The sequence below is a fragment of the Mesobacillus sp. LC4 genome, from assembly GCF_053543455.1.
Genome location: NZ_JBGCUB010000005.1, coordinates 300880 through 327228, shown reverse-complemented (window position 1 = coordinate 327228; position 26349 = coordinate 300880). Strand labels below are relative to the sequence as shown.

The following is a 26349-nucleotide window of genomic DNA, read 5'->3' as shown; positions in this document are numbered from 1 at the left end:
TCGAACCCACTTTTACTGGCACGCAGGCCACATGCCGTTTTGAAGTTCGCTGGCACCTGCATTAAAGAGCCTTATCATCCACTGTATTCAAATAAGCTTCAATCTCATCAATCACAGATTTCACACAACCATCTTCAAATGGAGAAATGAGGTTCGCTTCTTTAACAAGCTCTGTGAATGATTGGCTTCCACCTTGCTTACAAAGGTGCAGATAATCTTTCCAAGCATCCTCTCTATTTTCCTGCGTACGTTTCCAGAATTGCAACGCACAAATTTGAGCTAGTGTATAATCAATATAGTAGAAAGGAACCTTGTAAATATGTCCCTGCTGCTGCCAGAAACCACCGTTTTCTAAGAAGTCATTTCCTTCATAATCGCGATGCGGCAGGTACTTCTTCTCGATTTCTCTCCAAGCTTGCTTGCGCTCAGCTGGCGTTGCTTCCGGGGTGGCATACACAAAATGCTGGAATTCATCGACTGCAACCCCATAAGGAATAAATAGGACTGCTTCACTTAAATGAGAGAACTTGTACTTATCCGTATCTTCCTCGAAGAAAAGGTCCATCCAAGGCCATGCAAAGAATTCCATACTCATCGAGTGGATTTCACACGCTTCCAGTGTAGGGAACCCGTACTCAGGCACTTCAAATCTACGACTTTCAAATACTTGGAATGCATGTCCTACTTCATGCTTTAATACACGAACATCGCCTTTCGTTCCATTAAAGTTTGCGAAAATGTATGGTGACTTATGTTTGCTAATATAGGTGCAGTATCCGCCGCCAGCTTTACCTGCTTTACTTAATAGGTCCATTAGGTTGTTTTCTACCATATATGTGTAAAACTCATTCGTTTCAGGTGACATTTCTTCGTACATTTTCTTTGCTTGATGTACAATCCACTCCGCATCTCCTTTAGGATCAGGATTTCCTGTCTTAAAGCTGAAGCTGTCATCGTAATATTTAAATGTATCGACACCGATCCGTTCCTGCTGCCTTTGTTTTAGTTTCGTAGCTAAAGGAACGATATACTCTTTCACCTGGTCACGGAACTTTGCGACCATTTCAGCATCATAATCTGTACGAGAAAGACGGGCATATGCCAACTCTGTATAAGAAGTAAATCCTAGCTTCTTAGCAATACTCGTACGTACTTTTACAAGCTTGTCGTATAAAACATCTAATTGATCGGCATGCTCAACAAAAAAGCTGTACTTCGCCTCATTTGATTCCTTCCTAATGGTACGGTCAGATGATTGGTTATAAGGAACCAATTGAGCAAGATTTTTTACTTCCCCATCAAACTGGATTTTAGCTGAAGCAAGTAAATCAACATACTCACTAACTAGCTTGTTTTCTTCCTGCATGTCTTTTAACACATCAGGAGAGAACGTCTTTAATTGACTGTCAGCTAATAAGAATAATTGTTTACCCCACTTCTCTTCTAACTGAGAGCGGAATTCAGAACCTGTAAGCGCCTCGTAATATTTTGTGATCAATCCCTTGTAGGCTGGTCCTACTTCATTGAAAAAATCCTTTTCTTTCTTATAAAACTCATCCGTTGTATCAATCGTCTGACGGATTTGAACAATCTGTCTCATGCTATCAAACTCAGAGCGTAACTCATTAATTTCTTTCATTACTCCGTCCTGAACCTCAAAAGACTCAGCAGATTGGAACCTCTCTAGTAATTGATGAAAGTTCCCCTCCACCTCTTCCATATTTGGCCTTGTGTATGGATAATCGTTGAACTGCATGAAAGAATCCTCCTTATGTATAGTAATCGTATAAAGTATCTAGTTCGACAAAGTGAGACAATCTCCTTTTAATTCCAGAGAAAAATTTCGTTATTCGAAATATAAATTTACTGCAGTTCTAAAGTACTTTCTAAAGGAGGTCGCCATTCTCTACTTCTCAATGCTATAAAAAAATTAATCTTCATTTTTTTCTAATTCAGATTGTTCATTTGCTTATTGACCGACTGAGGTAAAACTTATAGTGAGTGAACACCATTTAAAGATAATATCTAGACACAAAAAGAACGACCAGCATTCTGAGCGGTTATTAAGTTGTGTATTTGGGCGGGGATTTTACTAATTACCTGTACCTCCAATAACCATCCAGCATTTCAATGAAGTGACTTTGATTTGTGTCAGTCAGGTTCACTAAAAAAGGAGTCTCCCCTTTTTCTTTTAATACTGTAGTAGCCGGTCCATCTCCAATTGGTGTAAAAAATGATAAATTAGTTCCGTTCAATTTTAAACTTCTGCAACGGGCATTGAGTTCCGTATCGGTATACTCTTCTCCTTGTTTAAGGCCAAACAACTCACTCCAAATTTCTAGTGTTTTATCCAAATCATCTACGACAAATCCGACACTTTCTAATTTTGGTTGGCCAACTATGTGTGATCCTATGACTCCTTGTTCTTCTAATTCCGAATACCTTTCTTCATCTGATTTTTCCCATTGGATAAAAAACGGTAAAGCAACCTTTTTTCCCGCGTATTCAGGGAATAACAATGACCACCTGATTACTTGACCATCAGCCCGAACTCTTTCCCCAGTTAGCGGGCCATATACTGTAAGTCCTTCTGTCTTAAGTTTTATTGCTAGTTCTTCTATTTGATTTGTTCGGATCGCTACTGTCGCAGGACCTTCCCGATTTTCTTTTGCTAACTGTTCAACGATTTGCGTAATCAATCGATTTTCATCATGCTTTACAGCTATTGATAGATTTTCAATTCCTAAAAATTCAATATAATTTAAGCCAAAATAAGTTAGGGTATTATATGTTCCCCAAGACTCATGACGACCACCCTTCACAACATGAAGTCCTCTTTCATTTAAAGGAGAAATTGCTTTCTCTGGCTGCTTTAAGAACCAAACTAGGTGATCAAAGAAAAATTGCATTATTTTACCCCTTTCTAACAGCAAATATTATTAATATTCAATTAATTCATTATACTATAAAGCAGGTGAGGGACGTACCTTTTCGATCCAAGTAGAACCTTTCCAAGTATCCTTGGATCAACTATTTTTCACACAAAAAAAACCGCCCAGCATGCTGAACGGTTTCTAGTATGTATAGTTGGCGGGACTGCGTGGGAATCGAACCCACCTGACCTGGCACGCAGGTCACAAGCGGTTTTGAAGACCGTGGAGGACACCAGTACCCCATTCAGCCCCGTTTTGAAGAACAAGGTCTATTATACTTAGAACCTGTCGATTTTACAAGAGTGTTACTCAAATTGTCACAAGACTTGTCTTACCTTTATAGGTGGTACTATAATAAGGAAAGATATTAGAAATGCGTGGGTGAAGGGTTATGTATCAGCTTGAAGGTTGGTTTTTGTGGTTTATGATGTTCTGGATTGTTGTTTTGGTTGGTTTATTCGCAATTGGCGGTTACTTTATGTTCCGCAAGTTTTTGAAAAAGCTGCCAAAGGATGACGGCAAATCGGATATGGACTGGGAAGAGTATTATGTGAACCAGACTAGGCATCTCTGGCCGGATGAACAGAAGGCATTGCTCGAAGACTTGGTAAGTCCGGTGCCTGAATTATTCAGGGATGTGGCAAGGCATAAGATCGCCGGTAAAATAGGTGAACTTGCTCTTAAAGAAAAAGTGGATAGGATCTCACAGGAGCTTGTCATCCGCGGCTATATCCTTGCAACGCCAAAACGTGACCATAAATTTTTACGAAAGCGGCTTGCTGAAAAGCAAATCAGCACTGCTCCATATGAGAGTTTGTTTTAAAACTGCCTTTGGTTAAAGGCAGTTTTTTTCAATATTAGCCTGCCTTTTTCTTCCGCTTTTTAAAAAGCTTGAAGACATCGTCATTCTTAGTGAGGATGATGACCTTGTCTTTGTAGGGCTTCATCATCTTGATTGCTTGTACAAGATTGTTCCCGTCATACTGATGATTCCATTTCAGCAAGTCGACTAGCATCTTCACATTCTCTTTTCGCGGAGAAGAAGCTAGTTTCACTTTTCTTAGGAGAAACCTTTTCACTATTCTCCAGTCACGTACATAGACATTCGTCTTGAGTACGAATATATAATCTGCCTGATGGAAACTGTCCTCTATCCAGCTATGATATACTCCCTCGATGATCCATTTTTCCTGTGACACGACTCTCGCCAGTTTTTCCGCCCTTTTTACCGGTGGGGTTTGCGAACCGAAATACTCGGACTCGTGATCCCAAAAAAAGTTGTCCAATTCATGCGTAGGCAGCCCCAGCATTTTCGAAAGTTTCGCCGCTATGTATGACTTCCCGCTGCCTGGCCCGCCAATTATATGTATCTTCGTCATTGTCTTTCACCCTGTTATTCAATCTTTATCGAGGTCATTATCAAATACCGAAGGCGTGCGCTCGTCCTTGATTCCCAGATGCGCTTTTATCACAGCCAAATCTTTTAAAATGATCCTTGTATTGAGCCAGGCTCCGATTGCTGCGAGAAAGGCAATGACTAGAATCACCGTTACCCAAATATTGATTACTATCAAAATACTCACCTCTCAGCAATTTTACCACAATCTAACAGGCATCGAAGATAAAAAAATGATAGAATTCCTTAGGGAGGTTATTTCTATGAAGGAAGTTTTATTTTGGATCATCTATTATTTGTTGTTAATGACGATTTTTGTCAGGGCTATTTATAGTGTGATAAAGAAAAAGCAAATTCCACTGGCGATGATTGCGATCCTCGTCATTATTTCGGTGCCTATGGTCAGTCTTATGAATAGTATCGGCAGGCCATTGGAGATGAATGAATTCGAATATTTAGCGAGGGAGTTCCAAAAAGGAGCACTCTGGGCTATTTTCACAATCGCAGGGTATCTATACTTGCTGGTGTGGTTCATTCTTTCGTTAAAAAAATAACGAGTTTCAGTTGCTGAAACTCGTTCCTCATCTCCTGAATCTTCTCCGTCTGAAATAAGTCCCGGAACGCATAGCCTTCGCCTCGAAAATATTTCCGACGATTAATAAAACTACCCCAATAGCGATTAAGCTGAACATCACCGCTGGAGAAATGGTCGCAATAAATCCCATCCCTTTCATGAACATTGGCACAAGGAAAACGGCAAGGCCCAGGGTTTTAAGTAAAATTGCATAAACCTTCAATGACATCCCTATTCCTCCTGACTGAATCAAGTGGTTTTATCATTGTATTCAAGCAAGCTTGTCGCAATTCACAAAAAATTCAATATTTTCATTTCGTAAAATTAGTATGATTAAGTAGACTACAATCGGAAGGAAGAGGCTTATGGCTTTTAAGGAGCGTACTGAACCTATTATTTTATCAAAGCTGCGAATCTTGAATAAAAGACTCGAGCTCTCAGATGAGGAAAAAAGGTACCTTTCATACCTCGATAAAGGGTATAAAGGAGAATTACAATTCGATGCCATGACGGAAACTCTGACAAGCAACTGTCTAATCTTGAACGAACTGCTGCTCGAAGTAGAAAGAACAACATTTCAAATCGATACTTTAATCATATTTTCCGGCACAATATATCTTTTTGAAATAAAGACTAACCAGGGTGACTACCTCTACAAACAAGACGGTCTAACCTCCATAACAACCGGAGTAACAATCAAGAATCCCCTCGATCAACTCAACCGCACCAAGCTGCTTTTCAAGAAACTATTGAACCAACTGGGCCACAACTTTAAAATACAAGGCTCAGTCGTCTTCGTTAACCCCGAGTTCACGCTGTATAACGCACAACCAGATCTCCCGTTCATATTCCCAACTCAGATCAAACGACTCCACGAAAACCTCAACAACCAGTCGGGAACCATCTCCACCAACCATTACAAACTAGCAACCAAACTAGTCTCCCTCCACCAGATTGAATCGTCCTTTAATAAACTACCTACCTTTCATTACGATGAATTGAAGAAAGGAATTACCTGTTTGGAATGTGAGTCTTTTGAGGTGGAAGCCACCCATAAGTATCTTGAGTGTGATGTTTGTGGAAGTAAAGAACTAATTGAATCTGCTGTGATGCGGACAGTAAAAGAGTTTAGATTAATTTCCCCCGATACAGCAATCACTACTTCAGCGATCCAGGAATTTTGTGTGGTGATTAAGGATGGTAAAAGGATTAGAAGGATACTCGCAAAACATCTTCGAATTGATGGATCGAGGAAATGGACAAAGTATAGATAGACCACACTGTATTATATGAGACTAAAAATGATGAAATCTCATATTCCATCCTGTTTGCAGTTGATCTTTTCTTATAGATACTTTTTTTGTCCGATAGAGCTCTTCTATCGGACATTTTTTCTTTTTCGCGCCTTCCGTTTGGCCGATAGAGCTCTTCTATCGGACATTTTTTCTTTTTCGCGCCTTCCGTTTGGCCGATAGAGGTCTTCTATGGGACACTTTTCTTGCTTCGCGCCTTCCGTTTGGCCGATAGAGCTCTTCTATCGGACATTTTTCCTTCTTCTCGCCTTCCTTTTGTCCGATAGAGCCCTTCTATCGGACACTTTTCTTTCTTCGCGCCTTCCGTTTGGCCGATAGAGCTCTTCTATCGGACACTTTTCTTGCTTCGCGCTTTCTTTTTGTCCGATAGAGCTATACAGTTACAGTTTATTACTGAAACCAACAAAAAAAGCAATCAGCCCCACCTTCGCTGATTGCCTCGATAGCCACACTTGCTATCCTGCCTAGTATTTATATTAATAGAGAAATATAAAGTTCTTTGCCTTGATTTGTTAAGACTTTTTTAACATATGTTAAAGCAGATAGAAGTGGGCACATACCAATAAGAAATTTATGATGACTTTGTATACCATCGCCAACACTCCTTATATTCATAAGTTGCCTTACATCTATACTTTAACACAGTATTGTAAAGATGAAATAAATCAAATTCGGCTATTTTGTAAACTTTTTACCGTTTTTTCTATTAATATGTAGCTAAGTTACTGTCTACCAGTTTCCCCATCCCAGCCTTCCTTTTCCTTCCATCCCGCGTAATCATGGTGCATAACATGAACACCCCTCTGAAAATGGCTTCCACGCCTACCCCTCCAGTTTACATTTGAAAACGCTTATGTAATAATCCTCTTCTGGAAAATCGCCGACATATTCAAAGCCATTCTCACTGTAAAAGTTTTTTAGTTTTTCATTTCCTGCCCAACAATCCAGATACAGTTCTTCAACCAGTTGCCGGGCATATTGACATGACCAGCTTGTAATCACAGACCCATATCCCTTACCCTGATACTCCGGATGAATGGCTATTTAATATAGATACTTTCCGCTCTTTCCAACATGCCAATCATTTAAATCTTTTTATCCGAATGTAACAATAACCTTTCCGCCAACTGTGCCCACATGCAAAAAAACAAGCTGCTCCACAAGCGTTTCTTCATCCCAGGGAAAGGGCCACTGGTTGATCCCTTTTTCAAGTAAAGTCATTGACGCGGCATATAAAATAGATAAAATTTCCTTAACATCTTCTTGCTTTGCTGGCCGAATTTCCATCTGGCTGTCACTCCCCACGCTTCGTACTGGAAATCATCAATACCAGCGGGATCCTCATCCGACGCTCATACTCTTCTCGATTAGGTAAATTCTCCGGTCTCGGGGTGCCTTCCCGCAAATCCTCTACCATAAAACCGGATGCCAACAAAAGGCTGAAATACTCCTCCACCGTCCGATGGTATTTAATCACCTTTTTTCCGATCCAAGGCTCGGCCCGTTCTCCCTGGTTAAAATAATCATCCACAACCCAATCGGTCCTCCTGCCTGAACCTTCTGCACTTTTTATCGAAGAAGTAAGAATGGGATGCTGAACGGTGAATATGAACTTCCCACCAGGCGCCAGTGAGTCGTGTACCTTATTGAAGACGCTCATTAAATCCTCTAAATAATGGAGGGCAAAACGTGAAAGAACAAGGTCGTATTGTTCTGGCTGCGGTTGCCATGCTTCCATTGAAGAGTGGATTACCTGGCCAATAGTTCCTTCCAGATTTCCCGCTGCTGCCACGGTCATATTTTTAGAGCCTTCCACACCTAGATAAGAAGCTCCACCTAGTTGTAATAGCTCAACCCCAATTTCCGCATCGCCGCAACCTAAATCTAATATCCTTGTTCCAGCCACATTTCCAATCAACTCAAGTAAAATGGGCTTTTCAATGATGTTGTTTGGACTTTCCGGCCTGTTTCTCCGCTTCATATAATTCTCGTAAAATTCCCCTTCGTCATAAACAGATGCACCTCTGAATTCCATCCTATCCCCTCCACCTTCTAAAGACAGACAAATCTAAAATATATTACCATATATAGAAAGGATTGTCTTAGACTTTAACAGGAATATATATTTCTACTTCTTCCCCATCATTTTCCACTGAATGGTAGGTTTCTAAAATGAAATTCTCCAGGGTATCCCTCTTATACCCTTCTTCATCAATCCACTGATCCAATGCAGAATATAAACGACCCATCTCTGTCCCTTTTCCTCGAATCATTCCATATGAATGCTGAATATCCAGAAATACCGCTCCTTCTGGTAAGATATCCATCTCTTTATTGACCAGTACCCCTACATAGAAAGCCCCCTCAATATGGCTCTCACTCGCTTTGGGTTCGTACACGGTAACCTCGGTTCCCGCTAGATTTGTGGCTCTCCGCAAAAATTGTTGCGCTGCCTTCGGGACTAACTCTGCATAATCTTTGTAAAGACCTGTATGTTTCTCTGCTATGATTTTAAATTCTTTTTTCACAACCTGGCACATAATTTAGCCTCCTAGAAAAACGTTCCTACCGTCCATAATTCTGTCTTGGTCCCCAGCCTTTGCTACCATCCGGCAGTAACTCAAAAAGTGACCAAATACTGCAGTAATCATCTCCGGGTCCGAAAGAAGCTTTAGTATAGTGTTTGATGTTTCCGTCTTTTTCCTTTAACAGTATCGAAACTCCTGGCCAGAATCCCTCCACATTTTTAAAACCAAGGTCCTCTTTAAAAGTTGTCCCCATTGTCGAAACGCTTTTGAATGCCCAGCCTCGGTCCTTTGAAAAATCCGCTAATGTCTTGTAGTCATCCGGACTTGTCAAAACAAATGCCACTCTGTTCTCAAGGTGACCTGTAAAACCGCTGAACCCATCAGCCCAAAGAGTACAGTATGAGCAGGATTTCCCCATGTTATGAATGACGATCAATTCATCCTTCTCTCCAAAAAGCTCACTCAACAGAACCTTTTCGCCTTCTGTATTAGTTAAGGTGTAATCTTCTACTGTAAATGAAGGAAGCTGTTTTCTTAAATCAGCCAGCTCTTGTTTCAACTTCATTAACTCATTCTCTTTGCGTTCTATATCCTGTTCTAATTGATTGATAAAGTTCAAATCTTCCTATCTCCTTTCAATCACAAATCAAAATAATCCTTGATATGCTTGGCAACTTCTGTTGCGCTTAAATTATTGTTATTTATTCGAATATAGTTCTCTCTTTCAATCTCACCTTGATCTGAGTTTAGGCGGTATTGGTCCATGGACTTCACCAGTTCCTGCTCCGACCATTCCAGATCTCGTTTTGATGGCTTTTGCTGGAGTCGATGCGAGCTTCTGTTTCGCACAAGCCTTTTGTCCAAATCCGCCTCCAACTCAACAAAATATACCGTTCCGCCTTCTGACTCGAAGATTTCACAAACTTTTTCGGCGTACGCCCAGTCTTCCTGCATATCAAATGCCCATACATAGGTGAAAATCATTCCTTCCTGGTCACTTTTGGCCATCGCTTTGAATAATTCTTCTCTAAATAAGCGAACTAGCCTTTTCCCCTCCTTTGTACCGTAGTCAAAAAAGGGATTAACCAGTTCAATCGTCATATGATTATGAAAAAGCTTTAAATCCGTTATTTTTTCCAGTTCATGTCCAACTGTCATCTTCCCTGTAGCCTGAGGGCCAAATATTAAAACAAACTTCATTCTTACTCCACCTCGAGTCTTTCTCTGTACAATAGACTCAGCTCACTCCACACGTCGAACTTATTTCCGTCGAGATCATAAAACACAAAATTCCGGCCAGCGTGCCCACGGTTTTCGATGCTGCCGACTTTGATTCCGAGATCCTTAAACTCTTTATGTAATGCTTCAAGAACCTCAAGACCATCCACTTCATAGGTAAGGAGAAATCTTTCCTCCCCATTAATGTCCGTGAAATTTGAAGTCTGACCTTGAGACTTCACCAAAAACAGGCTGATATCAGCCATATCCATAATTGCCTTGTCTCCATCCAAATAATTCAACTTAGCTTTTAGCATTTCTCTATACCAATTCGACGATTCCTTTGGATCCTCTACCGGTATATAAATGGTCCCTACCCTGATTATTTGGTTTTTCATTCGCCTCACCTCTCTATAAAAATTCTCTATTTTCTGGAAATCACCTTCTTAATGATCTATGTTTTCCTAGCCAAATAAATAAGCACCCCCTAATTTGGGAGTGCGTTACGACGGTCCTTCTTTTCCAACCACAGAATCCATTTGTAAAAGCCAAGCAAAATGTATAAAAGAATCGGGTCAATGAGTGCTGAATACCAGATTTTCCACCATCCATAGTGGAAATAACCCCAGGGTGCCGGCAGCAATGTCGCACGTTCATACATTAAGATCACGGCAACAAAGCTGATCACATAAACACCTTTCAATATCATACTTTTGCCCCATGGGTATAAATTCAGAAAGATGATATTGACTGGCGGAATGAGCACCGTTCTGGGAATCAGTCCCTTCCAGTCAATTCCCTCGCCAAAATACCAATAGCTTAGAAATTTGAACTCAATGATCAAGTCAAAAAGCAGCTGCAAGGCGATAGTGAATGTCCAAATTTGCACAATTTGGACAAGGGTAAGCCTCTTATTTATTTTGAATGCAATGATGTTAAAAAAAACAACAGACAAAAGCAGTCCGATCATAAGCAGAATCCTTCACTCTTTGTCTTTCCCCTTAATTTTCTCCCTAAGATCTTCTAACTCCTCAATCGAAAGATCACCAAGTGCTTTTGATATTTCTTCTTCGATTTCTTTTCTGTTTCTTTCACGATATTGATCCCACCAGTCCCTGAGGCCTTCCGTGTTGTTGAGCAAATATTCTATATCAATGACCTCGACTTCATCATCGGATATATAGTTAAGTACTGCTGCCAACATATGATTTAATTTTTCGATTTCTTCCTTTGATTGGTCATTCTGTGGCATATTACCCACCTGTTCTTTTTCCTCTGGATGATCTGTAGTTTTTCGCGGCAAGGTCTCACCTTCTTTTTATATCTGATAAATGAATTATTCCCTCAATCACATTTTTTATTGAAGAGATTGGCATACATAAATTATCTCCATAGTTACACTTTAAAGATGAGGTGGTACTCTTGCGTAAAAACCGAAGAACATTATCTGTAGGATTTCTTAATATTTTAACTATCATAGGCATTTTCCTTTTACCATTTGCAATCGTAAAACGCTCATTCAAGGATTGGATCATTGTTTATCTTGTCAGTATCATTGGCAACTCATGGGCGGACCGGTACCTTGTCTCGAAAGGCTATTTAAAATACGATATCCGGCCATTCAGGAGAAATTTTAAGATCCACTTGCCTTTTGACTATGTCCATTACCCTTTAATACTTCTTTATTACAATCAATGGACACTCAATAGCAAACCTAGCGGGATCATCTTGAAACTTTTTCCGTTCATTATCCCTCAAGTGTTAGTTGAGACCTTTGCTGCTAAAAAGACAAATTTAATTACCTGGAAAAAAGGCTGGAGCTGGCAGCACTCATTTATCAGTTTAGCAATTAAATTGCTAGTCTGTAGAGGCATTATCTCCGCCATCCGTATGATTAACAAGGATGATTTATCCGTGGATTAGGGCAGAAAAAAGACCAAATCTCAAGATGATTTGGTCTTTTGAACATTAACGATGCCTTATAAATCCTAAGTAACGTGTTCCCTGGAAAGTCAGTTCTCCATAATCTCCCTCAACCAACTGGCCATACTCCTGACCGTCAACCTGAAGCTCAAGCCGGTCTCCACTATCAAATTCAAATGTAGCATAATACAGACTGCGGGCATTCGTTTCTCCTCCGCCACGCACGCTCGTTCTTTTTGTCACTACTTGAGCATAAGAATTCACACGCGGCGACTGGTTGTTTTTGCTCCAAGTCCCTATGCTTTTATTAATTGTAAAAATAATGATTCCAAATACTAAAAAAAAGATTGCTCCCATAAAAATAGGGCCAAATGTAAACATAAAATCTCCTGGTGCTTCTACCATGATTCATCCACTCCCCATTAAAGCTAAATGTCTGTATATCTTTACGGTTCAAAATGGGAAAAAGATTCAAATTATTCCAAGTTATCCTATAGTATCCATAAGTTCAACATCTATGTCCTGAGAATCTGTCCAATTTTGAAACACTTCCAAATGCCATTTGTCCGTTACTCTCTTATATCCATGTTTTTGAATCCATTGATGAAGCTCGCTATATGCTTCCCTGATTTTTTCATTAGAGCCTTTATGCCGCAATACAGCATATCTTTGTGGTGGGATCGTCAGGGTCACCATGCCTGCAGGGATATTCTCATAGTCGGATACTTCCACGCAAACCCAATACCCATCTTCTTTATCTGAGCTATTATCCACTACAAATGCCCCATGCTGCAAAGAATGGTCCACCACATTTTTTATTTCGTCACTCCGCTCGCTCAACTGCCTGGAAGCTTTCGGGATTTCTTTAAGATACTCATCTCCAGGGCACAAAACCCGGATGCCTACCAGTTTTATTTCAGTACAATGTTTTACCTCTGGCATTGTCCACTCCTCCTTTTAAAATTAAATTTTTATCCGGAAAATTCATTTAGGAACAAATGATAAATATACATTTCTCCTTCTCTTCCCATAGCGCGTTTCCCCTGATCAACGAAACCGCCTTTTTTATAAACATTTTGCGCCACGATATTTGATTGGTTCACAGTCAATATAATTTCGTCCACTAGAGGGAAATGATTCTTTACAAAGCGCTTCAATAACAGGACGGACTTAGAAGCAATTCCCTTTCCCTGAAAAGAAAGATTAATCGAATACGCTCTTAACAGCATTGCATTTTTGTTATCACTGTAATCTTTCACTCCTGACAAGCCATGAAGCACAAAAAAACCAGCTGGCTGATTGCCATAAAGAATGACAACAGGGAGTCTCTCCGGATCTTCTTTACACTTTTCCAGAGCATCTGCAGGAAAAGCAGTGAACCTCCTCTGTTCTTTAAGCAAGTCATAATCCAATAAGGCATTTTTGAATTCAGGTACATAAAACTCCAGGGATACTGTTTCTTTTGACATAAGTTACTCCTTCATTCGTTTCAGAAAAGTTATGTTTTCTTAATGGAAAAACTGCCTTCTTTGTTCTGCTCGCTCAGGTTACATTCCCCACTTCATCACATGATGCATATACTTTTTATTAGGCTATGAACCTATAAATAAAGGAGAGATCAGGTTGCAGATCAGAAAGAATGGAACAACGATTTTACCCGTTCCTTCGCGCTGGGGGATTGATGCGCAAATCGCTGGCAAACCAATTGTCCGTGGTACCTTTACCATTAATGCTTTGTCAGGTAATAGCTTTACAGGAACTGCTAATTTCCGTGGAACCCCCCTGCCGATTCAGGGGATCTGGGATGAAAATGCAAATCAACTTCGCTTCGATTCACCTTATGCTTCGTTCACAGGTCAAATAAGTATTTTTGATGACCCAGGTATATTTGTCCGTCACCATATGCTAAACGGACAGTTCCTGATGAAGCCACCATCCTTGCAAGCCGGGGAAATCGGCAATTGGATTGCCACGACTGATACGGTATTGACTGGTGCACCAATGTATACAGCAGGCTTACCTCCTGTAGGGGTTTTTCTAACTTCTGATATTCTCTATAACGGAGGTAGAAGTCGACGATATTGAAAGCCGTATTCCAATCTTCAGATTCCAAATCTGAAGGTTTCTCCTTCTATTCTTAAGACAAGCCTTATTGCTTGCTGACGATTCCTAGCAGCAGTTTGAAATCCTTATGGTTCTTATGTACTTTTTTAAAACCTTCTCTGGAATCGAGTATGATTACTGTTTTACGGATCCACAATCGTATATAGGCTGAATGAAAATGTATCGGGCCATGGATTCCTCGGACCTCATATTCACTTCCGTTCTCCATTTCAATTTCCGTCCTTACCGTCCATGTGTTTCCGATCCCTGCCTCAATGAATTTCAACAGCTATTGCAACCCCTTTATCTCTTGCTCCCCAAGACGGAAGTGATTCTCTCCTGCATTTCTGTCTTATCAATGTATTCGAACAAGCCAATTTGATTTCCCCATGGATCGGAAAATGTCGCCCACTTTACAGGGACTTCCACTCTTGCAAAAATCTCGAATGATTGAACATCCAGCTCTCTGTCTAATCTGATGCGTTCAGCTTCAATCGACCTGACCCCCAAACGCAAGGGACCGCTCCCAGACGCTGTTGTTCCCTCAGCCAACTGCAGCCAAGCCCCAGGAATCAGTTCCCATTCAGCAAATCCATCATGTGGAGTAAAATCCGGCTCGCTGTTCAGGAAGGTTCTATACCAGTCTAATCCTTCTTTAAAGTGCGGAACACGCACCTGATAGGTCATTTCGAAAATCATTTTTCCGCCTCCTTCTGCTCCAGGTAACTATTCATTTTCCAAGCATGAACCTATCCATGAAAGTTTTTTCTTTTTCAAAGAGTTCATGTAAAAATAACAACTGAGGAAACGGCTTTAGTGTCAATTCCTGGTTCATTTCTTTCTTTAATAAAGTGGAACCGCCATGCTTTATAAACTCTTTCAAGGTGATCTGCTGCTCGCAGATTTGTTTAATGTCATTTGGAGTTAACAGGAGCAAGCCCTTTGTCTCTTCAGAAGGAACTGGTTCACTTTCTGAATAAGCCAGATACATTGCTGTAGAACCTTCTGGGTCTGTCCCTTTTATCAGGATGGGTGCAACGGCTTCTTTTGTTGTTACTCTTCTTGCCACGCCATCCCAATCCTTCTTGAAAAAAGTGATGGGAGAGTGGAAGATATTTATTTTCATTCTGGATTCTTCATAGACTTCACGGAATACGGTATCAGATGCCGTTTCATTACCTTCCCGATGCCCCCCAAGCCTGACCACGCCCAGTTTATCCCCTATTCGGGTTGGTCCAACCTGGAAGGGAAAAAATCCGTTATAGAGAATGTAAGCCCCGGATGTCCGTACATGTTTCGTATCCATAAACGCCCTCCGATTTTTTATAGAAGGATTCTGTACAAACAATCGATATTCCTTCTTTTTAACAAAAGAATCCCACCTCACTCATGAAGTACGATTAAATTTATCGTTTGATATCTACACTTTGTATCCAAGAATCCAGTCCAGCCTCTTGATTTTCAATTCATCTGGCACTTTCCGCAACAATTGATTTCTGGCTTTGACTGCCATTGGGTTCTCCAGTTGCATCATTCTTGCCATCATTCTGGAACCATGTACAATTTTAGTAACACGCGGAATTCTTTCTTGCTCATATCGGCTCAATGCCTGCTCTACATCTTGAGGAAATCTCTTGAGATATCGTGTGAGCATTAAAGCATCCTCCATCGCCTGGGCTCCACCCTGTCCGAGGTTAGGCAGCATCGGATGAGCTGCATCTCCCAACAGTGTCACTCTTCCTTTATGCCATTTCTTGATTGGCTTACGGTCAAATATTTCATGCACAAGGATATCTTCCTCATCGGTAGAATCAATGACATTAGAGATGGGGCCCCACCAGCTTTTTAAATGATCCAAAGCCACTTGTTTCTTATTTGGGGCAGCCAGGAGTTTCCCTTGTGGCGTGTTGATCGCTGCGAACCAAAACACGCGGCCTTTTCCTAAATGCGAAAAACCAAATCTCTTTCCATTGCCCCACGCTTCAAACCCTCCACCCAGCTCCACTGGAAAACGATCATCTTCAAAGCGGGAGATCCCTCTGAAAGCAGCGAAGCCCGAATAACGTAACGGAGAGTCCCCAAGAATATTTTGTCTTACTCGAGAATGAACGCCATCCGCTCCGATGAGAAACTTTGAATATACTATTTCTCCATCTTCAAACATACTAGTTATATTCTCCCGATGCTGTTCCAGTCGAGAAAACTTTTTACCAAGTATTACAGTATCAGGTGCTAATTTTTCGTATAAAATTCTCTGTAAGTCTGGCCGGTAAATCAAATAGCTGTAAGTGCCATATCGTTCAGCTTGCTTATGCACCGGCATATTAACAAGAAGTTGGCCATCCGGAGTCCTGATTTCCGCCTTCTTTACTGGCGAACCAGCCTCGCGCACCTGATCCGCAATACCGAGCTTTTCCAATGCCTTGATTGCGTTGGCAGACAATACAATTCCCGCCCCCATCTCCATTAGTTCCGAAGCTCTTTCAAAAACTCTGACCTTTTGGCCAAGCTGCTGCAAGGCAATCGCCGCAGAAAGTCCCCCGATGCCAGCACCGATAATCGCTATATCTGGATTGTCTATTGAGTTGACCATCTGTCCAGCCCCTTCCAATGAGATTGCGGTTCTACCTTCCGTTTGGCCGATAGAGCCTTGCTATCGGACATTTCCCCCCATTTCCACCCTCCATTTGGCCGATAGAGCCCTTCTATCGGACACTTTTCCCAGTTTCCACCTTCCGTCTGTCCGATAGAGCCCTTCTATCGGACATTTTTCCTGGTTGCGACCTTCCGTTTGGCCGATAGACCCCTTCTATCGGACAATCTTCCTGGTTGCCACCTTCCGTTTGGCCGATAGACCCCTTCTATCGGACATTTTTCCTGGTTGCCACCTTCCGTTTGGCCGATAGACCCCTTCTATCGGACATTTTTCCGGGTACCCACCTTCCGTTTGTCCGATAGAGACCACCTATCGGACACCTTATACGATATCAACATCTATTTGTCCGATAGATTCTTTTAATATGTTAAAATATAGTAAAATTTCTATATTATTACTTGTGAGGTGCTTAATTTTTTGACTAGACCAAGAGCGTTTGCTGCGATCATCAAAAACAATTATATACTTATGACGAAGCATGTCTATCCGGACGGTTCTTTTTGGACACTCCCAGGGGGAGGTCTTGAAGCAGGTGAAACATTCGAAGACGCAGTCGTTCGGGAGGTAAAAGAAGAAGTAAATTTGGATGTGGAGGTAGTTGACTATCTATTTACTGGTCAATACACCCATGGCGAAGAAAGATGTTTTTTAGTCCGCACATTAAACGACAAAGAAGCCTCGGTCGGTTACGATCCTGAACTTGGCAACAAACAAACCCTAAAAGAAGTAAAATGGCATTCACTTGAATCAATGAAGGATGACCTCCACGTTTCTAAAGTTTTAGAAGCTTTGAAATTGGTCGTATAAAAGGGGTAAAGTAAGTTTGTAATCGACAGCCACCTTGCATCCAGTGGGAGGTGGCTGCTCATACAACTATTCAAAAGGGTTATTCATTTATACGATTTCACCTCATAATTTTTCCTAGCTACATGTGTATCGAATCATGTGAAGATTATGTATTCCACCGATTTTATATGCTATATTTTCGAATAACAAGATGCTGTGGCACCACTGGCAAATCTTCCAATGACGTCCTGATAAACTCAGGGTAAAGTTTAATTTTCTCAAGGCTGCTGATTGGCACCCACTGATAGATCAACCGCTCTCCCTCTTCACCATAAAACTCCTCTTTGTGGAAGTTGAAGCTGCCGTGTTGAGGGGAAACTTTATAATACAGACCGATTTCATGATAGTCTTTATTGTTGTAGTCGAAAAAGTTCTCTGTAAACCAGAGCAGACGGTCCACCTTTACATCGATTCCTAATTCTTCTTTTACTTCTCTAACCACACTTGTTTGTGAATCTTCCTGAAGTTCGACCCTGCCTCCTGGCAATGCCCAGTGTTCGTCTTTCGCTTGTTTATGAATCAGTACATGGTTATCAACGATCATAACTGCCGCTACCCGATAGTTAAAAACAGCCTTTTCCATGTAAAAAGTTGCATCCATTTTTCATTCCCCTTAAAAAATATATTTGTTTCTGAACTTTTTTTATAATCCTCACAACGTGACCGTAAATTGCTTCATTAGGTTCTTTATTAACGGATTAAGATTTTCAGGTAACTCATTCACATTAAAAAATCGGGCTTCGGTAGTTTCATCGCCATCCGCCTGAAGCACTCCCCCAATAATATCCCTTGTTACATAGGCAACAGTAACTGGATAAAATTCATCCCCATTTGGCAGTATGACATGGTGTTCCTTACCCGAAAAAACACCAACCAGATTCAACTTTCCGATTTCAAGCCCAGTTTCTTCAAGGACTTCCCTTCTGCCTGCATCCTCCGTAGATTCGCCTAACTCAATAAATCCGCCTGGAACTCCCCATTTTCCATCCTGGCGTTTTTGCAACAAGAATTCTCCTGTCTCGTTTATAACTGCTACTGCGACCCCAACCAAGATAAGCGGCTGATGACCAATAACCCTCCGTAAATCATCTATGTATCCCATAGTTCCTCCTGATTAGTAAAATTTTCTAGTTAAACAAAATTCGACAGAAGCAGTTCATTTCCTTCTTTTTTCCAAAACTAAAAGCGATTTCTTTTAAAAACCGCTTTCTTGAAATATTCATGTATTATCACTATAAATAAAAAAATCTGACGGACACTTTCTCCCTCAATCCTACTATTTCTGTCCATCATCACGTCATTTTGCGGACCGTTTTCTAATAAATATGACGAACACAATTATTAAGCTAACCAACGGAAGCCAGATATAGATGTAGCGGAAGGCTGGGCTTCGTAATTGTTCTCTTAAATCCACTTCCTCAGTTGGCGTTGCCCCTGTTCCCAGTGTTGCTAAATCTCCCTCTGCGCTTCTTAACTCCCTAGTTCGGTCACATATATCCGTTGTTAATTCACCCTGGAATTCATGGGCATACACCAAGTAAGATTCTCCCTCAAAAAAATCAGTAGAACAGCTGGACCATTCATCTTCCAGTATGATTTCTGTTTGTGATACGCCTTTCCACGTTTCTTCAACCTCAAATAATATTTTTCTATTATTAAATGAGGTTTTAATTTCAATGACCTTCCCGCTGAATACCGCTTTGGAGGCTTTCAATTCTTTTTCAATACTTTTCTCTTCGACACATTTGCAAGCTTGGCTAGCTGTTGGGAATGTAGTTAACCCAATTGCCAAAAGAATGACCGCCAAAGAAATAGTTATTAGCCTAGTTTTCACCCTCAATCTGCCTCCATTTTTCAAAGTAGAAAAAGCACTGCCTAACGTGAACAGTGCTAATTCAATCATTTCTTCGTAACTTCTATCACTCCGCCACAATGGGAAATCGGCAGGAATTCCAGTTTGCAGCTATTCTCTAAATCACAACAGATCTCATTGAATACAAAGTAAAACTCATCATCATCCCAGAATTCTTTGCTGTCATTTTTACAGATTTCGAGAAGCTTCCTCGTTTCAAAGGCAATGTCCCCGATCAGGATTTTGCCGTCATCCATTAGCAATGGCATTAATCCCTTAATAAAAGAAACCTTCTCTTCGTCAGTTAAATGGTGCAGTGCATATGTACTTAGAATATAGTCATACTTCAAACCTTTTATTTCTGCAGGCAAGCCGTTAGCAATATCCCATTCTATTAGATTGGCTTTCGGCATTTTTGCCTGTGCCAGAGCGATCATTCTCTCTGAAAAATCGATTCCATCGATATGATGGCCATTTTCATACAGCTTTGATGTTAAAACACCTGTTCCAAAGCCGATATCCAGTACTCTCGCATTTTCCTTTTCCATCACATCATTAAAAATAGTATTCAAGATGGCACGATACCCCGCAAATGGGTATACTCCATTTTCTTCACTAACCTGGACTGTTTGGTCATAGCCGTCTGCCCACAAATCAAATCCTTGTTTATTTAACATGAATGCTCCTCCAATTTTTTTGAGAACATCGAGCACTCCCTATTCATTTACGCTGAGATGTTCTCCATTATTTTTCTGATGTCTCTGAGTTTTCTCGCCTGTTCCATCTCAATCGCCATCTTTCGTAGAGTTCTTCTAACGATAGTAATCAAGTACATCTTGTTCAAATTTTGCAACTGGCTTTTCAGTGACTTTTTCCAATACTCTGTAAAACCCATTGGTATCGTTCGTCTTCTGGATTAATTCCACTAATATATCCTTGCCATACACCTGTATCAAATAGTTTACTGACAAATAACTTTGAATATAAGGGTCTGCTGTTTCGATTTGGCGTGCTTCCTTCCAGCCATCTCCCCAGGTGATGTTTTCAAGAGGCAGGATTTCGTATTGGTTTACATCATAATGTACCTCAGTCTGATCGCTCGCAACATATTCTGCTATCCCCTCAATGAACCATAGCGGAAACAAATCAGCAAACGCGCCGGCTTCCTCTATTTTTCTGAAGGTAGCATAGTGCGCGTATTCATGAAGAATCGGTCTTTGAAAATAACTTAGCGGTGTTTCTAAAATGCTCTCCACATTTTCAGGATGAACATGGATCCCCATTACTTTATCAAAATTGGAATAATATCCGGATACACCATCCAAATTCGAAAGTTTTTGTAAGTGCTCTCTATCCATAAAAATCAGATCGATAGGATTTTTTTCGTACCTTCCAAGTAATCCACTAGACATCTCTTCTGCCCACTGCAGTGTTTCAACTGTCATTGGAATCAACTTCTCATTCTCTTCCTGATAAAATATCGAAACATGTTCGTACTTACGCTTCATGCTTTCAGCTTTCAGTTTCTTCTCTAACTCACTGTCATAATTTAAAGTAAAAAAAGCTTTAGCTGTTGTATAAAAAGTTTCATTTCCTCCTGTACTTGCATTCAGCTCCTTTTGGAACAGCTTAAGGATTCCAAAAATACTCACCAAAAATATGGTTAGTATGATAGAAAAAATCATCACCAACAATCTTATATTCCTCCGGCTCATTCCTTCCCTCTATTCGCTTGTTCCTCAAGCAATGAAATCATTTTTTCGTTTTGCTCAATCATTTTCTCATTTTGTTTCCTGAGCTTAGTAAAATCGACCATAAGTCCAAATAAAAGAATGGCTATAATGACGGTCATTTTTTACCCCTCCCTCATGATCCAGCTTATAGCTTCATTTAAATCCGCGGCAATAAAATCTGGATGAACTTCACCCCATCGCCCATAATATTGGTTGTTTATGTATTTATCGTAGGCTTTTTGTCCGCTGCCCGTTTTGACTAAAATCTTTAAACAGCCTGCTTCATCAGCAGCCAGCACGTCCGTCCACCGGTCCCCAATCACCACACATCGCCCCAAATCAAGGGCATGTTCATCAGCAGCTTTTTTCAACATGCCAGCAGAAGGCTTCCTGCATACACATCCTTCATCATGGCGGTGAGGACATAGGTACAACTTATGGAACCCAAAAGAATTCAACTCATATTCAAACTGATCAACAGTAGCTTCCCCCATCGCAATACCTGGCTGGTTCGTAAAAGAAAAGACTAGTATATGGTTGTCTTTTAAAAGATTGATTGAAACCTGGACACCGGGAAATAACTCAAAATCCCCAGGATATATCACTTTGTCACTCCCACCTAGTGTTCCGTCACGATCTATAAAAACAGCCTGGATATCTAACACAATATCTCTCCTTTCAAACACAAACACCCGATTACCCAGCAACAACATTTTTAAAATTCAATTAATTCCATCATACCATTAAGCAAAATACATTTATATCCAAAATTTCCATTACTGAACGAAAACCAAAAAACCCTTGCCGCCTGGCAAGGGTTCTGATTAATTCATATTTGTTCCACTATGCAATTCATTTTGAAGCTTTTTAAATTGAACATACATCGCGACTCGCCAAGGAACGATCATTCCAAATGCGAGAATCCAGAACATGCCGCCCAGTTCACCGACATCGAATGAGCTGCTTAGCACTAGTTTAGCGATTACACGTACGATTAACAGACCGATTAAGATGAAGGCAAATGCCTTGGATCTCTTTAAAAAGATTTCCCTGCCTCGCACTTCAAATTTAGAGGTCTTGATAAGCAGAATCGAAAATAGCATCCCAACTGTTAGTGCCTCTATGATCTGTAAGGAATGTACCCTGAACATTGGAAAAATGAACATGAGCGCACCAGTGCTCATGAAGATTGGCGGTAAGATAATTTTCTTGGCTGAGGCAGGCTTTTTGGCAGCCTTCATTCTCATGAATGTCACAAAGATGGCCATGCCAACTGCCCCTACGGTTGACGCCAGAACATAATTCATTTTTTACTTCATCCCTTATTATAGTTTTCCACATTATTATAATGAAAATAAGCCATTTAAGATAGGCTTAAATGGCTTTTTTTATCTTAATACTCTTGATACCGAATCGACTACCTGTGAATCATCGAATGGCTTAACGATGAAATCCTTCGCTCCAGCCTCGATTGCATCAACCACCATTTTTTGCTGCCCCATGGCTGAGCACATGATGATTTTTGCATCCTTGAAATCCTTCTTGATTTCTTTTACAGCATCCAGACCGCTCATTTCCGGCATCGTAATGTCCATTGTCACAAGGTCGGGTTTCAGTTCGCGATACAGCGCGACTGCTTCTCTTCCATTTTCAGCTTCCCCTACTATCTCGTGATTCGCTTTCTTCAGAATATTGGTTAAGGTGATTCTCATAAATTTTGCGTCGTCAACTATCAAAATTCTGGCCATCGCTGTATCCTCCCCGACAATCACAACAAGTATCTTACTCTGTTAAGTTCTTCCCTCAATTACTATATAACTATATTTAACCATTATTTTCAATGTAAAGACACCGACAAAATTCTCACATCGAAAAAACACTTATGAGGAACCTCTCATATAGCCCCAGAACTCAATAATATTTATGCCTATTAAAAACCTGTAAAATCGCCAAAAAACATGGAAAGAATCGAAATCAGCTTTGTCATCCAGTCGAAGAACAACATGATTCCGACTACGATCATGATATAGCCGCCGATTTTAACGATTTTCACATTATGCTTACGAATCCACTGCATTTTTCCGATAAAGAAAGAAAGAATGAAGAAAGGAATCGCAAAACCAAGTGTATAGGCGATCATATACAGCATACCCGACCCAGGGTTAGAGCTCGCAAGCAGAATGACCGAAGCAAGGATCGGACCAGTACATGGCGTCCATCCGGCTGCAAATGCCATACCGATTAAAGAGGACCCAAAATAACCTGATGGGCGGTTCTTGAATTCTATTTTGCGGTCTTTCATCAGAAATTCAGGCTTAAAGAAACCAATGACCATTAACCCGAATGCAACAATGAAGATCGCACCGAGCTGACGGATAAGATCCTGGTACTGAATGAAAAATTGGCCTACAAATGAAGTGCCGAAGCCAATCGCAATGAAAATCACCGAAAAGCCCAGCAGGAAAAATAAGGTATGGAGCAGGCTGCGCTTTTGCAGCATTGCATTTTCGCTCTTCAGTTCTCCAACGGACATCCCGGTAATATAAGATAAAAATGCCGGATAAAGGGGCAAGCAGCATGGAGAAATAAAGCTCAGGAAGCCCGCGCCCATTGCAATGAAAATATTTATATCTGTCATCGTTCCATCTCCAGTCCATATTCGTTAGTCCCATTCTAACAAAACCATTTACTATTATTATAGTTTAACTGTGAACAAATTATTAATTTCTATTAAAAAGGTGTTTACCTTCTAAAAAACTGGGTAATAAATGATGGTGTATATTTTTTACAGGAAAATATTTTACAAATGTTTCTTTTGAAATTTGGCAGTATATGCTATATACTAATATAGCACTTGTAATAATTGCTATATTTATAACGAATTTACATAAACTTATTTAATATACTGCCGAGAGATAAAACAAGAAAGGATTTTCACATTGTCTAAAGAGCAACTGATCACCCTTATTGAAAAGAAACGCGAAGAGCTGATACAGATCGCTTCACAGAACGGCCTGAATTCCTCCATTGCCATCACTTACAGCCAGGAACTTGATGAACTACTCAATGAATATAACCGGGTATATATAAAAAAGATAGCAGCCCACTAAAAAACAGCTAAACGCCATAAGCGTATAGCTGTTTTATTTTTCTCACACAAAATCTAAAACTTCTTCATAACTTTTCCGATTATTTTACCTGCACTCTTTCCAGCTTTCTTTGTTATTTGCTTCTTCACTTGTTTTTTAATCTCCTTCTTTATCATACCCTTCAATCCCATCTTATTTCCCTCTTCCTCGATTACATTAATGGATGACCAATAATAGTACGATTCCTAAGGCGAAAAGTTTCATATCTGCCTGATATGATTATATTGAGCTGTTGTGGTCTACACCTGGCAGAGATAACATTTGTAGAGTATTCGTAAGGTATTATTTTATATTCTTTTTATTAATCGCCAATTTACATAATATGATTATTTATCCAACAACATCTTCCAATCGTTCGACTGATCCATTCTGCAGGAGATACATCTTGTGGTAAAGCCCCTGTTGGACAAGCAGTTCCTGATGTGTACCGCGTTCTACAATCTCACCATGATGTAGGACGATAATCTGGTCCGCATCCTGGATGGTCGACAGTCTATGGGCAATGGCGATTGTCGTCCTGCCCTTTCGCATCTTGGCAAGCGCCGTCTGGATGGCCTCTTCGGTTTCTGTATCAATGTTTGCAGTCGCTTCATCCAGCACAAGGATTTTCGGATTAGCCGCAATTGTCCTGGCAAAAGCGATCAATTGCCTCTGACCGCTTGAAAAAGTGGAGCCTCGCTCGGTCACTTTTTGTGAGTATCCATCTTCCAGTTTGTCAATGAAGGAATCCGCCTGGACGAATTCAGCTGCCCTCCTTATATCCTCTTCAGTCAGGTCGCTGTTGTGCAGCCTGATATTATCTCCGATTGTTCCATAGAACAAGAACGGATCCTGTAGGACAAGCCCCATTTTATGCCGCAACTCTCTTACCGGATAGCTTTTTATTGAATGGTCATCAATAAGAATATCACCGCGTTCAAATTCATAAAACCGCATCAGCAGATTGATAATCGAGCTTTTCCCGCTTCCAGTGTGGCCGACAAAGGCAAGAGTTTCCCCTGGGTTGACGGTGAAACTGATGTTCTTCAGTACATCCCTTTTGCCATCATATGAAAAACTGACATCCTTGAATTCAATTTTACCTTTATTGATTTTGTCGGCTTCCGTCCCAGTCTGTCCCGGAGCCAGTTCCTCTTCATCCAGCAGTTTGAATACACGCGAGGCTGCGACAATCGCCTGCTGGTACATGGAAAGCCGCATCATCATATTGTTGACCGGTTCGAAAAAGCGATCGAGATAATTGATGAATGCATACAGCACTCCAATCTCAATTGGACTGTCAAAAGAAGTAATGCCGAAAAAGCTGAGCACGATAATTAAAGCTAAAATATAGACAAGGTCAACCGCCGGGCGCAGCAGGAGTCCATCTGCCTTGATGTTTCTCATCCCAGCATCAAAATGCTTGTCGTTAATTTCTCCGAATTCTTTTTTCAATCTTTCTTCTTGTCGGAACATCTGGATAATCGACATGCCCTGAAGAGATTCACTGAGCTTTGCATTCAGCTGGCTCAGGCGTTCGCGCATATCCTGGTAAAACCTTGAACTAAGCTTGCGGTACAAACTCATGATGAACACGATGAACGGTAATATCAGCATCGTGAACAGTGCCAGCTTTACATTCAGGACGAACATCGCGACAAAGATCCCGAAGAGCAGGAATCCGCTTTGGATAAAAGTCGCAATGACGCTGACGAACATATCCTTGATCGCTTCGGTATCATTCGTAACCCTTGATACAAGTGAGCCAGCAGGGGTTTTATCGAAATATTTCAATCCAAGCTGCTGCACCTTCGTAAAAACATCAATCCTCATTTGCTGGATGATTTTCAGCGCAATCTCCTGGAACTTCAAAAGCTGAAAATATGAAACGAGCACATTGAGAATCTGGATGCCAATATAGGCAGCTCCGAGCATCAACAATGGCTGGAAAGGCAAGTAGCCTTCCCTCAGGTAATCATCGATGAAAATTTTCACCAATATCGGTCCTAGCACATCACCAACTGTTGCGAGCAGCAAGAATCCGAAGGCGACAAAAATCATCTTTAGATGCGGTTTTCCATAGGCAAGAAGCCGGAACAGCACAGAACGCTGCTCTTTCGCGTTTAATACAGGCGTTTTTTCCATT

At 40.8% G+C, this 26349-nt stretch carries 39 protein-coding genes and 1 tRNA gene; 7 read left to right on the top strand and 33 right to left on the bottom strand.

The features are described 5' to 3' along the window. Positions 1 to 61: 61 nt before the first annotated feature. The 3 genes from AB5I83_RS17205 to AB5I83_RS17195 all read right to left on the bottom strand — a co-directional run bounded on the left by AB5I83_RS17205 (position 62) and on the right by AB5I83_RS17195 (position 3185). Positions 62 to 1756, bottom strand: a complete 1695-nt coding sequence (locus AB5I83_RS17205; protein WP_448976953.1) for a M3 family oligoendopeptidase — start codon at positions 1754 to 1756, stop codon at positions 62 to 64. A 340-nt stretch (positions 1757 to 2096) separates the two neighbouring features. Next, on the bottom strand, positions 2097 to 2909 hold the full coding sequence (locus tag AB5I83_RS17200) for a VOC family protein (RefSeq protein ID WP_448976951.1): 813 nt from the start codon (positions 2907 to 2909) through the stop codon (positions 2097 to 2099). Between the two features lie 179 nt (positions 2910 to 3088). Next, positions 3089 to 3185, bottom strand: a tRNA-Sec gene (locus AB5I83_RS17195). Positions 3186 to 3324: 139 nt separating this feature from the next. Between AB5I83_RS17195 and AB5I83_RS17190 the strand changes: the two genes are divergently transcribed. Then, positions 3325 to 3756 (top strand): DUF2621 domain-containing protein, encoded by a 432-nt coding sequence (locus AB5I83_RS17190; RefSeq protein ID WP_167833025.1) that lies wholly within the window; start codon positions 3325 to 3327, stop codon positions 3754 to 3756. Positions 3757 to 3790: 34 nt separating this feature from the next. On the opposite strand, the gene AB5I83_RS17185 is transcribed toward AB5I83_RS17190, so the two are convergent. Beyond that, the gene (locus AB5I83_RS17185) at positions 3791 to 4312 is read right to left on the bottom strand and encodes a hypothetical protein (RefSeq protein ID WP_448976949.1); all 522 of its coding nucleotides are present in this window, start codon (positions 4310 to 4312) and stop codon (positions 3791 to 3793) included. 18 nt (positions 4313 to 4330) lie between these two features. Beyond that, a complete protein-coding gene (locus AB5I83_RS17180) occupies positions 4331 to 4507 on the bottom strand; it encodes a hypothetical protein (RefSeq protein ID WP_448976947.1) in 177 nt (58 codons plus the stop codon). An 85-nt stretch (positions 4508 to 4592) separates the two neighbouring features. On the opposite strand from AB5I83_RS17180, the gene AB5I83_RS17175 reads away from it, so the two are divergent. Then, a complete protein-coding gene (locus AB5I83_RS17175; protein ID WP_448976945.1) occupies positions 4593 to 4883 on the top strand; it encodes a hypothetical protein in 291 nt (96 codons plus the stop codon). Between the two features lie 27 nt (positions 4884 to 4910). On the opposite strand, the gene AB5I83_RS17170 is transcribed toward AB5I83_RS17175, so the two are convergent. Then, positions 4911 to 5132 (bottom strand): hypothetical protein, encoded by a 222-nt coding sequence (locus tag AB5I83_RS17170; RefSeq protein WP_448976943.1) that lies wholly within the window; start codon positions 5130 to 5132, stop codon positions 4911 to 4913. Between the two features lie 136 nt (positions 5133 to 5268). Between AB5I83_RS17170 and AB5I83_RS17165 the strand changes: the two genes are divergently transcribed. Beyond that, the gene (locus AB5I83_RS17165) at positions 5269 to 6177 is read left to right on the top strand and encodes a nuclease-related domain-containing protein (RefSeq protein ID WP_448976941.1); all 909 of its coding nucleotides are present in this window, start codon (positions 5269 to 5271) and stop codon (positions 6175 to 6177) included. Between the two features lie 861 nt (positions 6178 to 7038). Here the strand turns inward: AB5I83_RS17165 and AB5I83_RS17160 are convergent. From AB5I83_RS17160 to AB5I83_RS17120, 9 genes are all read right to left on the bottom strand, one after another. Continuing rightward, positions 7039 to 7254 (bottom strand): GNAT family N-acetyltransferase, encoded by a 216-nt coding sequence (locus AB5I83_RS17160; RefSeq protein ID WP_448977165.1) that lies wholly within the window; start codon positions 7252 to 7254, stop codon positions 7039 to 7041. A gap of 57 nt (positions 7255 to 7311) precedes the next feature. After that, entirely contained in the window at positions 7312 to 7503 is a 192-nt protein-coding gene (locus AB5I83_RS17155) for a hypothetical protein (RefSeq protein WP_448976939.1), read from the bottom strand. 7 nt (positions 7504 to 7510) lie between these two features. Continuing rightward, complete coding sequence (locus AB5I83_RS17150) at positions 7511 to 8251, bottom strand: class I SAM-dependent DNA methyltransferase (RefSeq protein ID WP_448976937.1); 741 nt, start codon at positions 8249 to 8251, stop codon at positions 7511 to 7513. A gap of 67 nt (positions 8252 to 8318) precedes the next feature. Beyond that, positions 8319 to 8756 carry a GyrI-like domain-containing protein gene (locus tag AB5I83_RS17145; RefSeq protein WP_448976935.1) on the bottom strand — a complete coding sequence of 146 codons (438 nt, stop codon included), beginning with the start codon at positions 8754 to 8756 and terminating at the stop codon, positions 8319 to 8321. Positions 8757 to 8781: 25 nt separating this feature from the next. Next, on the bottom strand, positions 8782 to 9363 hold the full coding sequence (locus tag AB5I83_RS17140; protein WP_448976934.1) for a DUF899 family protein: 582 nt from the start codon (positions 9361 to 9363) through the stop codon (positions 8782 to 8784). A gap of 20 nt (positions 9364 to 9383) precedes the next feature. Then, positions 9384 to 9944 (bottom strand): shikimate kinase, encoded by a 561-nt coding sequence (locus AB5I83_RS17135; protein WP_448976932.1) that lies wholly within the window; start codon positions 9942 to 9944, stop codon positions 9384 to 9386. Positions 9945 to 9946: 2 nt separating this feature from the next. Then, positions 9947 to 10360 (bottom strand): VOC family protein, encoded by a 414-nt coding sequence (locus AB5I83_RS17130; RefSeq protein ID WP_448976930.1) that lies wholly within the window; start codon positions 10358 to 10360, stop codon positions 9947 to 9949. 89 nt (positions 10361 to 10449) lie between these two features. Continuing rightward, positions 10450 to 10932, bottom strand: a complete 483-nt coding sequence (locus tag AB5I83_RS17125; protein WP_448976928.1) for a hypothetical protein — start codon at positions 10930 to 10932, stop codon at positions 10450 to 10452. A 12-nt stretch (positions 10933 to 10944) separates the two neighbouring features. Beyond that, complete coding sequence (locus tag AB5I83_RS17120; protein ID WP_448976926.1) at positions 10945 to 11265, bottom strand: hypothetical protein; 321 nt, start codon at positions 11263 to 11265, stop codon at positions 10945 to 10947. Positions 11266 to 11384: 119 nt separating this feature from the next. Between AB5I83_RS17120 and AB5I83_RS17115 the strand changes: the two genes are divergently transcribed. Further along, the gene (locus tag AB5I83_RS17115) at positions 11385 to 11885 is read left to right on the top strand and encodes a CBO0543 family protein (RefSeq protein WP_448976925.1); all 501 of its coding nucleotides are present in this window, start codon (positions 11385 to 11387) and stop codon (positions 11883 to 11885) included. A 45-nt stretch (positions 11886 to 11930) separates the two neighbouring features. On the opposite strand, the gene AB5I83_RS17110 is transcribed toward AB5I83_RS17115, so the two are convergent. The 3 genes from AB5I83_RS17110 to AB5I83_RS17100 form a co-directional block, all read right to left on the bottom strand. After that, positions 11931 to 12290 carry a DUF2500 domain-containing protein gene (locus AB5I83_RS17110; RefSeq protein WP_448976923.1) on the bottom strand — a complete coding sequence of 120 codons (360 nt, stop codon included), beginning with the start codon at positions 12288 to 12290 and terminating at the stop codon, positions 11931 to 11933. 81 nt (positions 12291 to 12371) lie between these two features. Beyond that, complete coding sequence (locus AB5I83_RS17105) at positions 12372 to 12827, bottom strand: GyrI-like domain-containing protein (RefSeq protein WP_448976921.1); 456 nt, start codon at positions 12825 to 12827, stop codon at positions 12372 to 12374. 29 nt (positions 12828 to 12856) lie between these two features. Next, complete coding sequence (locus AB5I83_RS17100) at positions 12857 to 13354, bottom strand: GNAT family N-acetyltransferase (protein ID WP_448976919.1); 498 nt, start codon at positions 13352 to 13354, stop codon at positions 12857 to 12859. A 154-nt stretch (positions 13355 to 13508) separates the two neighbouring features. Here AB5I83_RS17100 and AB5I83_RS17095 point away from each other — a divergent pair, with 154 nt between their 5' ends. Then, complete coding sequence (locus AB5I83_RS17095; protein ID WP_448976917.1) at positions 13509 to 13970, top strand: hypothetical protein; 462 nt, start codon at positions 13509 to 13511, stop codon at positions 13968 to 13970. 64 nt (positions 13971 to 14034) lie between these two features. Here AB5I83_RS17095 and AB5I83_RS17090 read toward each other — a convergent pair whose 3' ends face one another. The 4 genes from AB5I83_RS17090 to AB5I83_RS17075 all read right to left on the bottom strand — a co-directional run bounded on the left by AB5I83_RS17090 (position 14035) and on the right by AB5I83_RS17075 (position 16581). Beyond that, positions 14035 to 14274, bottom strand: coding sequence for a DUF3977 family protein (locus AB5I83_RS17090; RefSeq protein ID WP_167833008.1), 240 nt, complete (start codon positions 14272 to 14274; stop codon positions 14035 to 14037). A gap of 17 nt (positions 14275 to 14291) precedes the next feature. Continuing rightward, entirely contained in the window at positions 14292 to 14687 is a 396-nt protein-coding gene (locus AB5I83_RS17085; RefSeq protein ID WP_448976915.1) for a VOC family protein, read from the bottom strand. 31 nt (positions 14688 to 14718) lie between these two features. Beyond that, entirely contained in the window at positions 14719 to 15294 is a 576-nt protein-coding gene (locus AB5I83_RS17080; RefSeq protein ID WP_448976913.1) for an NUDIX hydrolase, read from the bottom strand. A 114-nt stretch (positions 15295 to 15408) separates the two neighbouring features. Beyond that, positions 15409 to 16581, bottom strand: coding sequence for an FAD-dependent monooxygenase (locus AB5I83_RS17075; protein WP_448976912.1), 1173 nt, complete (start codon positions 16579 to 16581; stop codon positions 15409 to 15411). Positions 16582 to 17061: 480 nt separating this feature from the next. Between AB5I83_RS17075 and AB5I83_RS17070 the strand changes: the two genes are divergently transcribed. Next, positions 17062 to 17451, top strand: coding sequence for an NUDIX domain-containing protein (locus AB5I83_RS17070; protein WP_448976911.1), 390 nt, complete (start codon positions 17062 to 17064; stop codon positions 17449 to 17451). 163 nt (positions 17452 to 17614) lie between these two features. Here AB5I83_RS17070 and AB5I83_RS17065 read toward each other — a convergent pair whose 3' ends face one another. From AB5I83_RS17065 to AB5I83_RS17020, 10 genes are all read right to left on the bottom strand, one after another. Then, a complete protein-coding gene (locus tag AB5I83_RS17065) occupies positions 17615 to 18091 on the bottom strand; it encodes an NUDIX hydrolase (RefSeq protein WP_448976910.1) in 477 nt (158 codons plus the stop codon). Positions 18092 to 18142: 51 nt separating this feature from the next. Continuing rightward, positions 18143 to 18592, bottom strand: coding sequence for an NUDIX hydrolase (locus AB5I83_RS17060; RefSeq protein WP_448976909.1), 450 nt, complete (start codon positions 18590 to 18592; stop codon positions 18143 to 18145). A gap of 195 nt (positions 18593 to 18787) precedes the next feature. Further along, positions 18788 to 19393, bottom strand: coding sequence for a hypothetical protein (locus AB5I83_RS17055; RefSeq protein WP_448976908.1), 606 nt, complete (start codon positions 19391 to 19393; stop codon positions 18788 to 18790). Then, the gene (locus tag AB5I83_RS17050; RefSeq protein ID WP_448976907.1) at positions 19390 to 20019 is read right to left on the bottom strand and encodes a class I SAM-dependent methyltransferase; all 630 of its coding nucleotides are present in this window, start codon (positions 20017 to 20019) and stop codon (positions 19390 to 19392) included. The genes AB5I83_RS17055 and AB5I83_RS17050 overlap by 4 nt, the downstream gene beginning before the upstream one ends. 135 nt (positions 20020 to 20154) lie before the next feature. After that, on the bottom strand, positions 20155 to 21027 hold the full coding sequence (locus AB5I83_RS17045) for a collagenase (protein WP_448977163.1): 873 nt from the start codon (positions 21025 to 21027) through the stop codon (positions 20155 to 20157). Between the two features lie 26 nt (positions 21028 to 21053). Continuing rightward, entirely contained in the window at positions 21054 to 21194 is a 141-nt protein-coding gene (locus AB5I83_RS17040) for a hypothetical protein (protein ID WP_167832999.1), read from the bottom strand. 3 nt (positions 21195 to 21197) lie between these two features. Continuing rightward, complete coding sequence (locus tag AB5I83_RS17035) at positions 21198 to 21740, bottom strand: HAD-IIIA family hydrolase (RefSeq protein WP_448976906.1); 543 nt, start codon at positions 21738 to 21740, stop codon at positions 21198 to 21200. A gap of 159 nt (positions 21741 to 21899) precedes the next feature. Then, a complete protein-coding gene (locus AB5I83_RS17030) occupies positions 21900 to 22382 on the bottom strand; it encodes a CcdC family protein (RefSeq protein WP_226087516.1) in 483 nt (160 codons plus the stop codon). Between the two features lie 81 nt (positions 22383 to 22463). Further along, positions 22464 to 22823, bottom strand: a complete 360-nt coding sequence (locus AB5I83_RS17025) for a response regulator (protein ID WP_167832996.1) — start codon at positions 22821 to 22823, stop codon at positions 22464 to 22466. Positions 22824 to 23005: 182 nt separating this feature from the next. Then, on the bottom strand, positions 23006 to 23713 hold the full coding sequence (locus AB5I83_RS17020; protein ID WP_167832995.1) for a cytochrome c biogenesis CcdA family protein: 708 nt from the start codon (positions 23711 to 23713) through the stop codon (positions 23006 to 23008). Positions 23714 to 24014: 301 nt separating this feature from the next. Here AB5I83_RS17020 and AB5I83_RS17015 point away from each other — a divergent pair, with 301 nt between their 5' ends. Continuing rightward, positions 24015 to 24185, top strand: a complete 171-nt coding sequence (locus AB5I83_RS17015) for an aspartyl-phosphate phosphatase Spo0E family protein (protein ID WP_167832994.1) — start codon at positions 24015 to 24017, stop codon at positions 24183 to 24185. Between the two features lie 369 nt (positions 24186 to 24554). Here the strand turns inward: AB5I83_RS17015 and AB5I83_RS17010 are convergent, their stop codons facing one another. Further along, a complete protein-coding gene (locus AB5I83_RS17010) occupies positions 24555 to 26348 on the bottom strand; it encodes an ABC transporter ATP-binding protein (protein WP_448976904.1) in 1794 nt (597 codons plus the stop codon). Position 26349 lies beyond the last annotated feature (1 nt).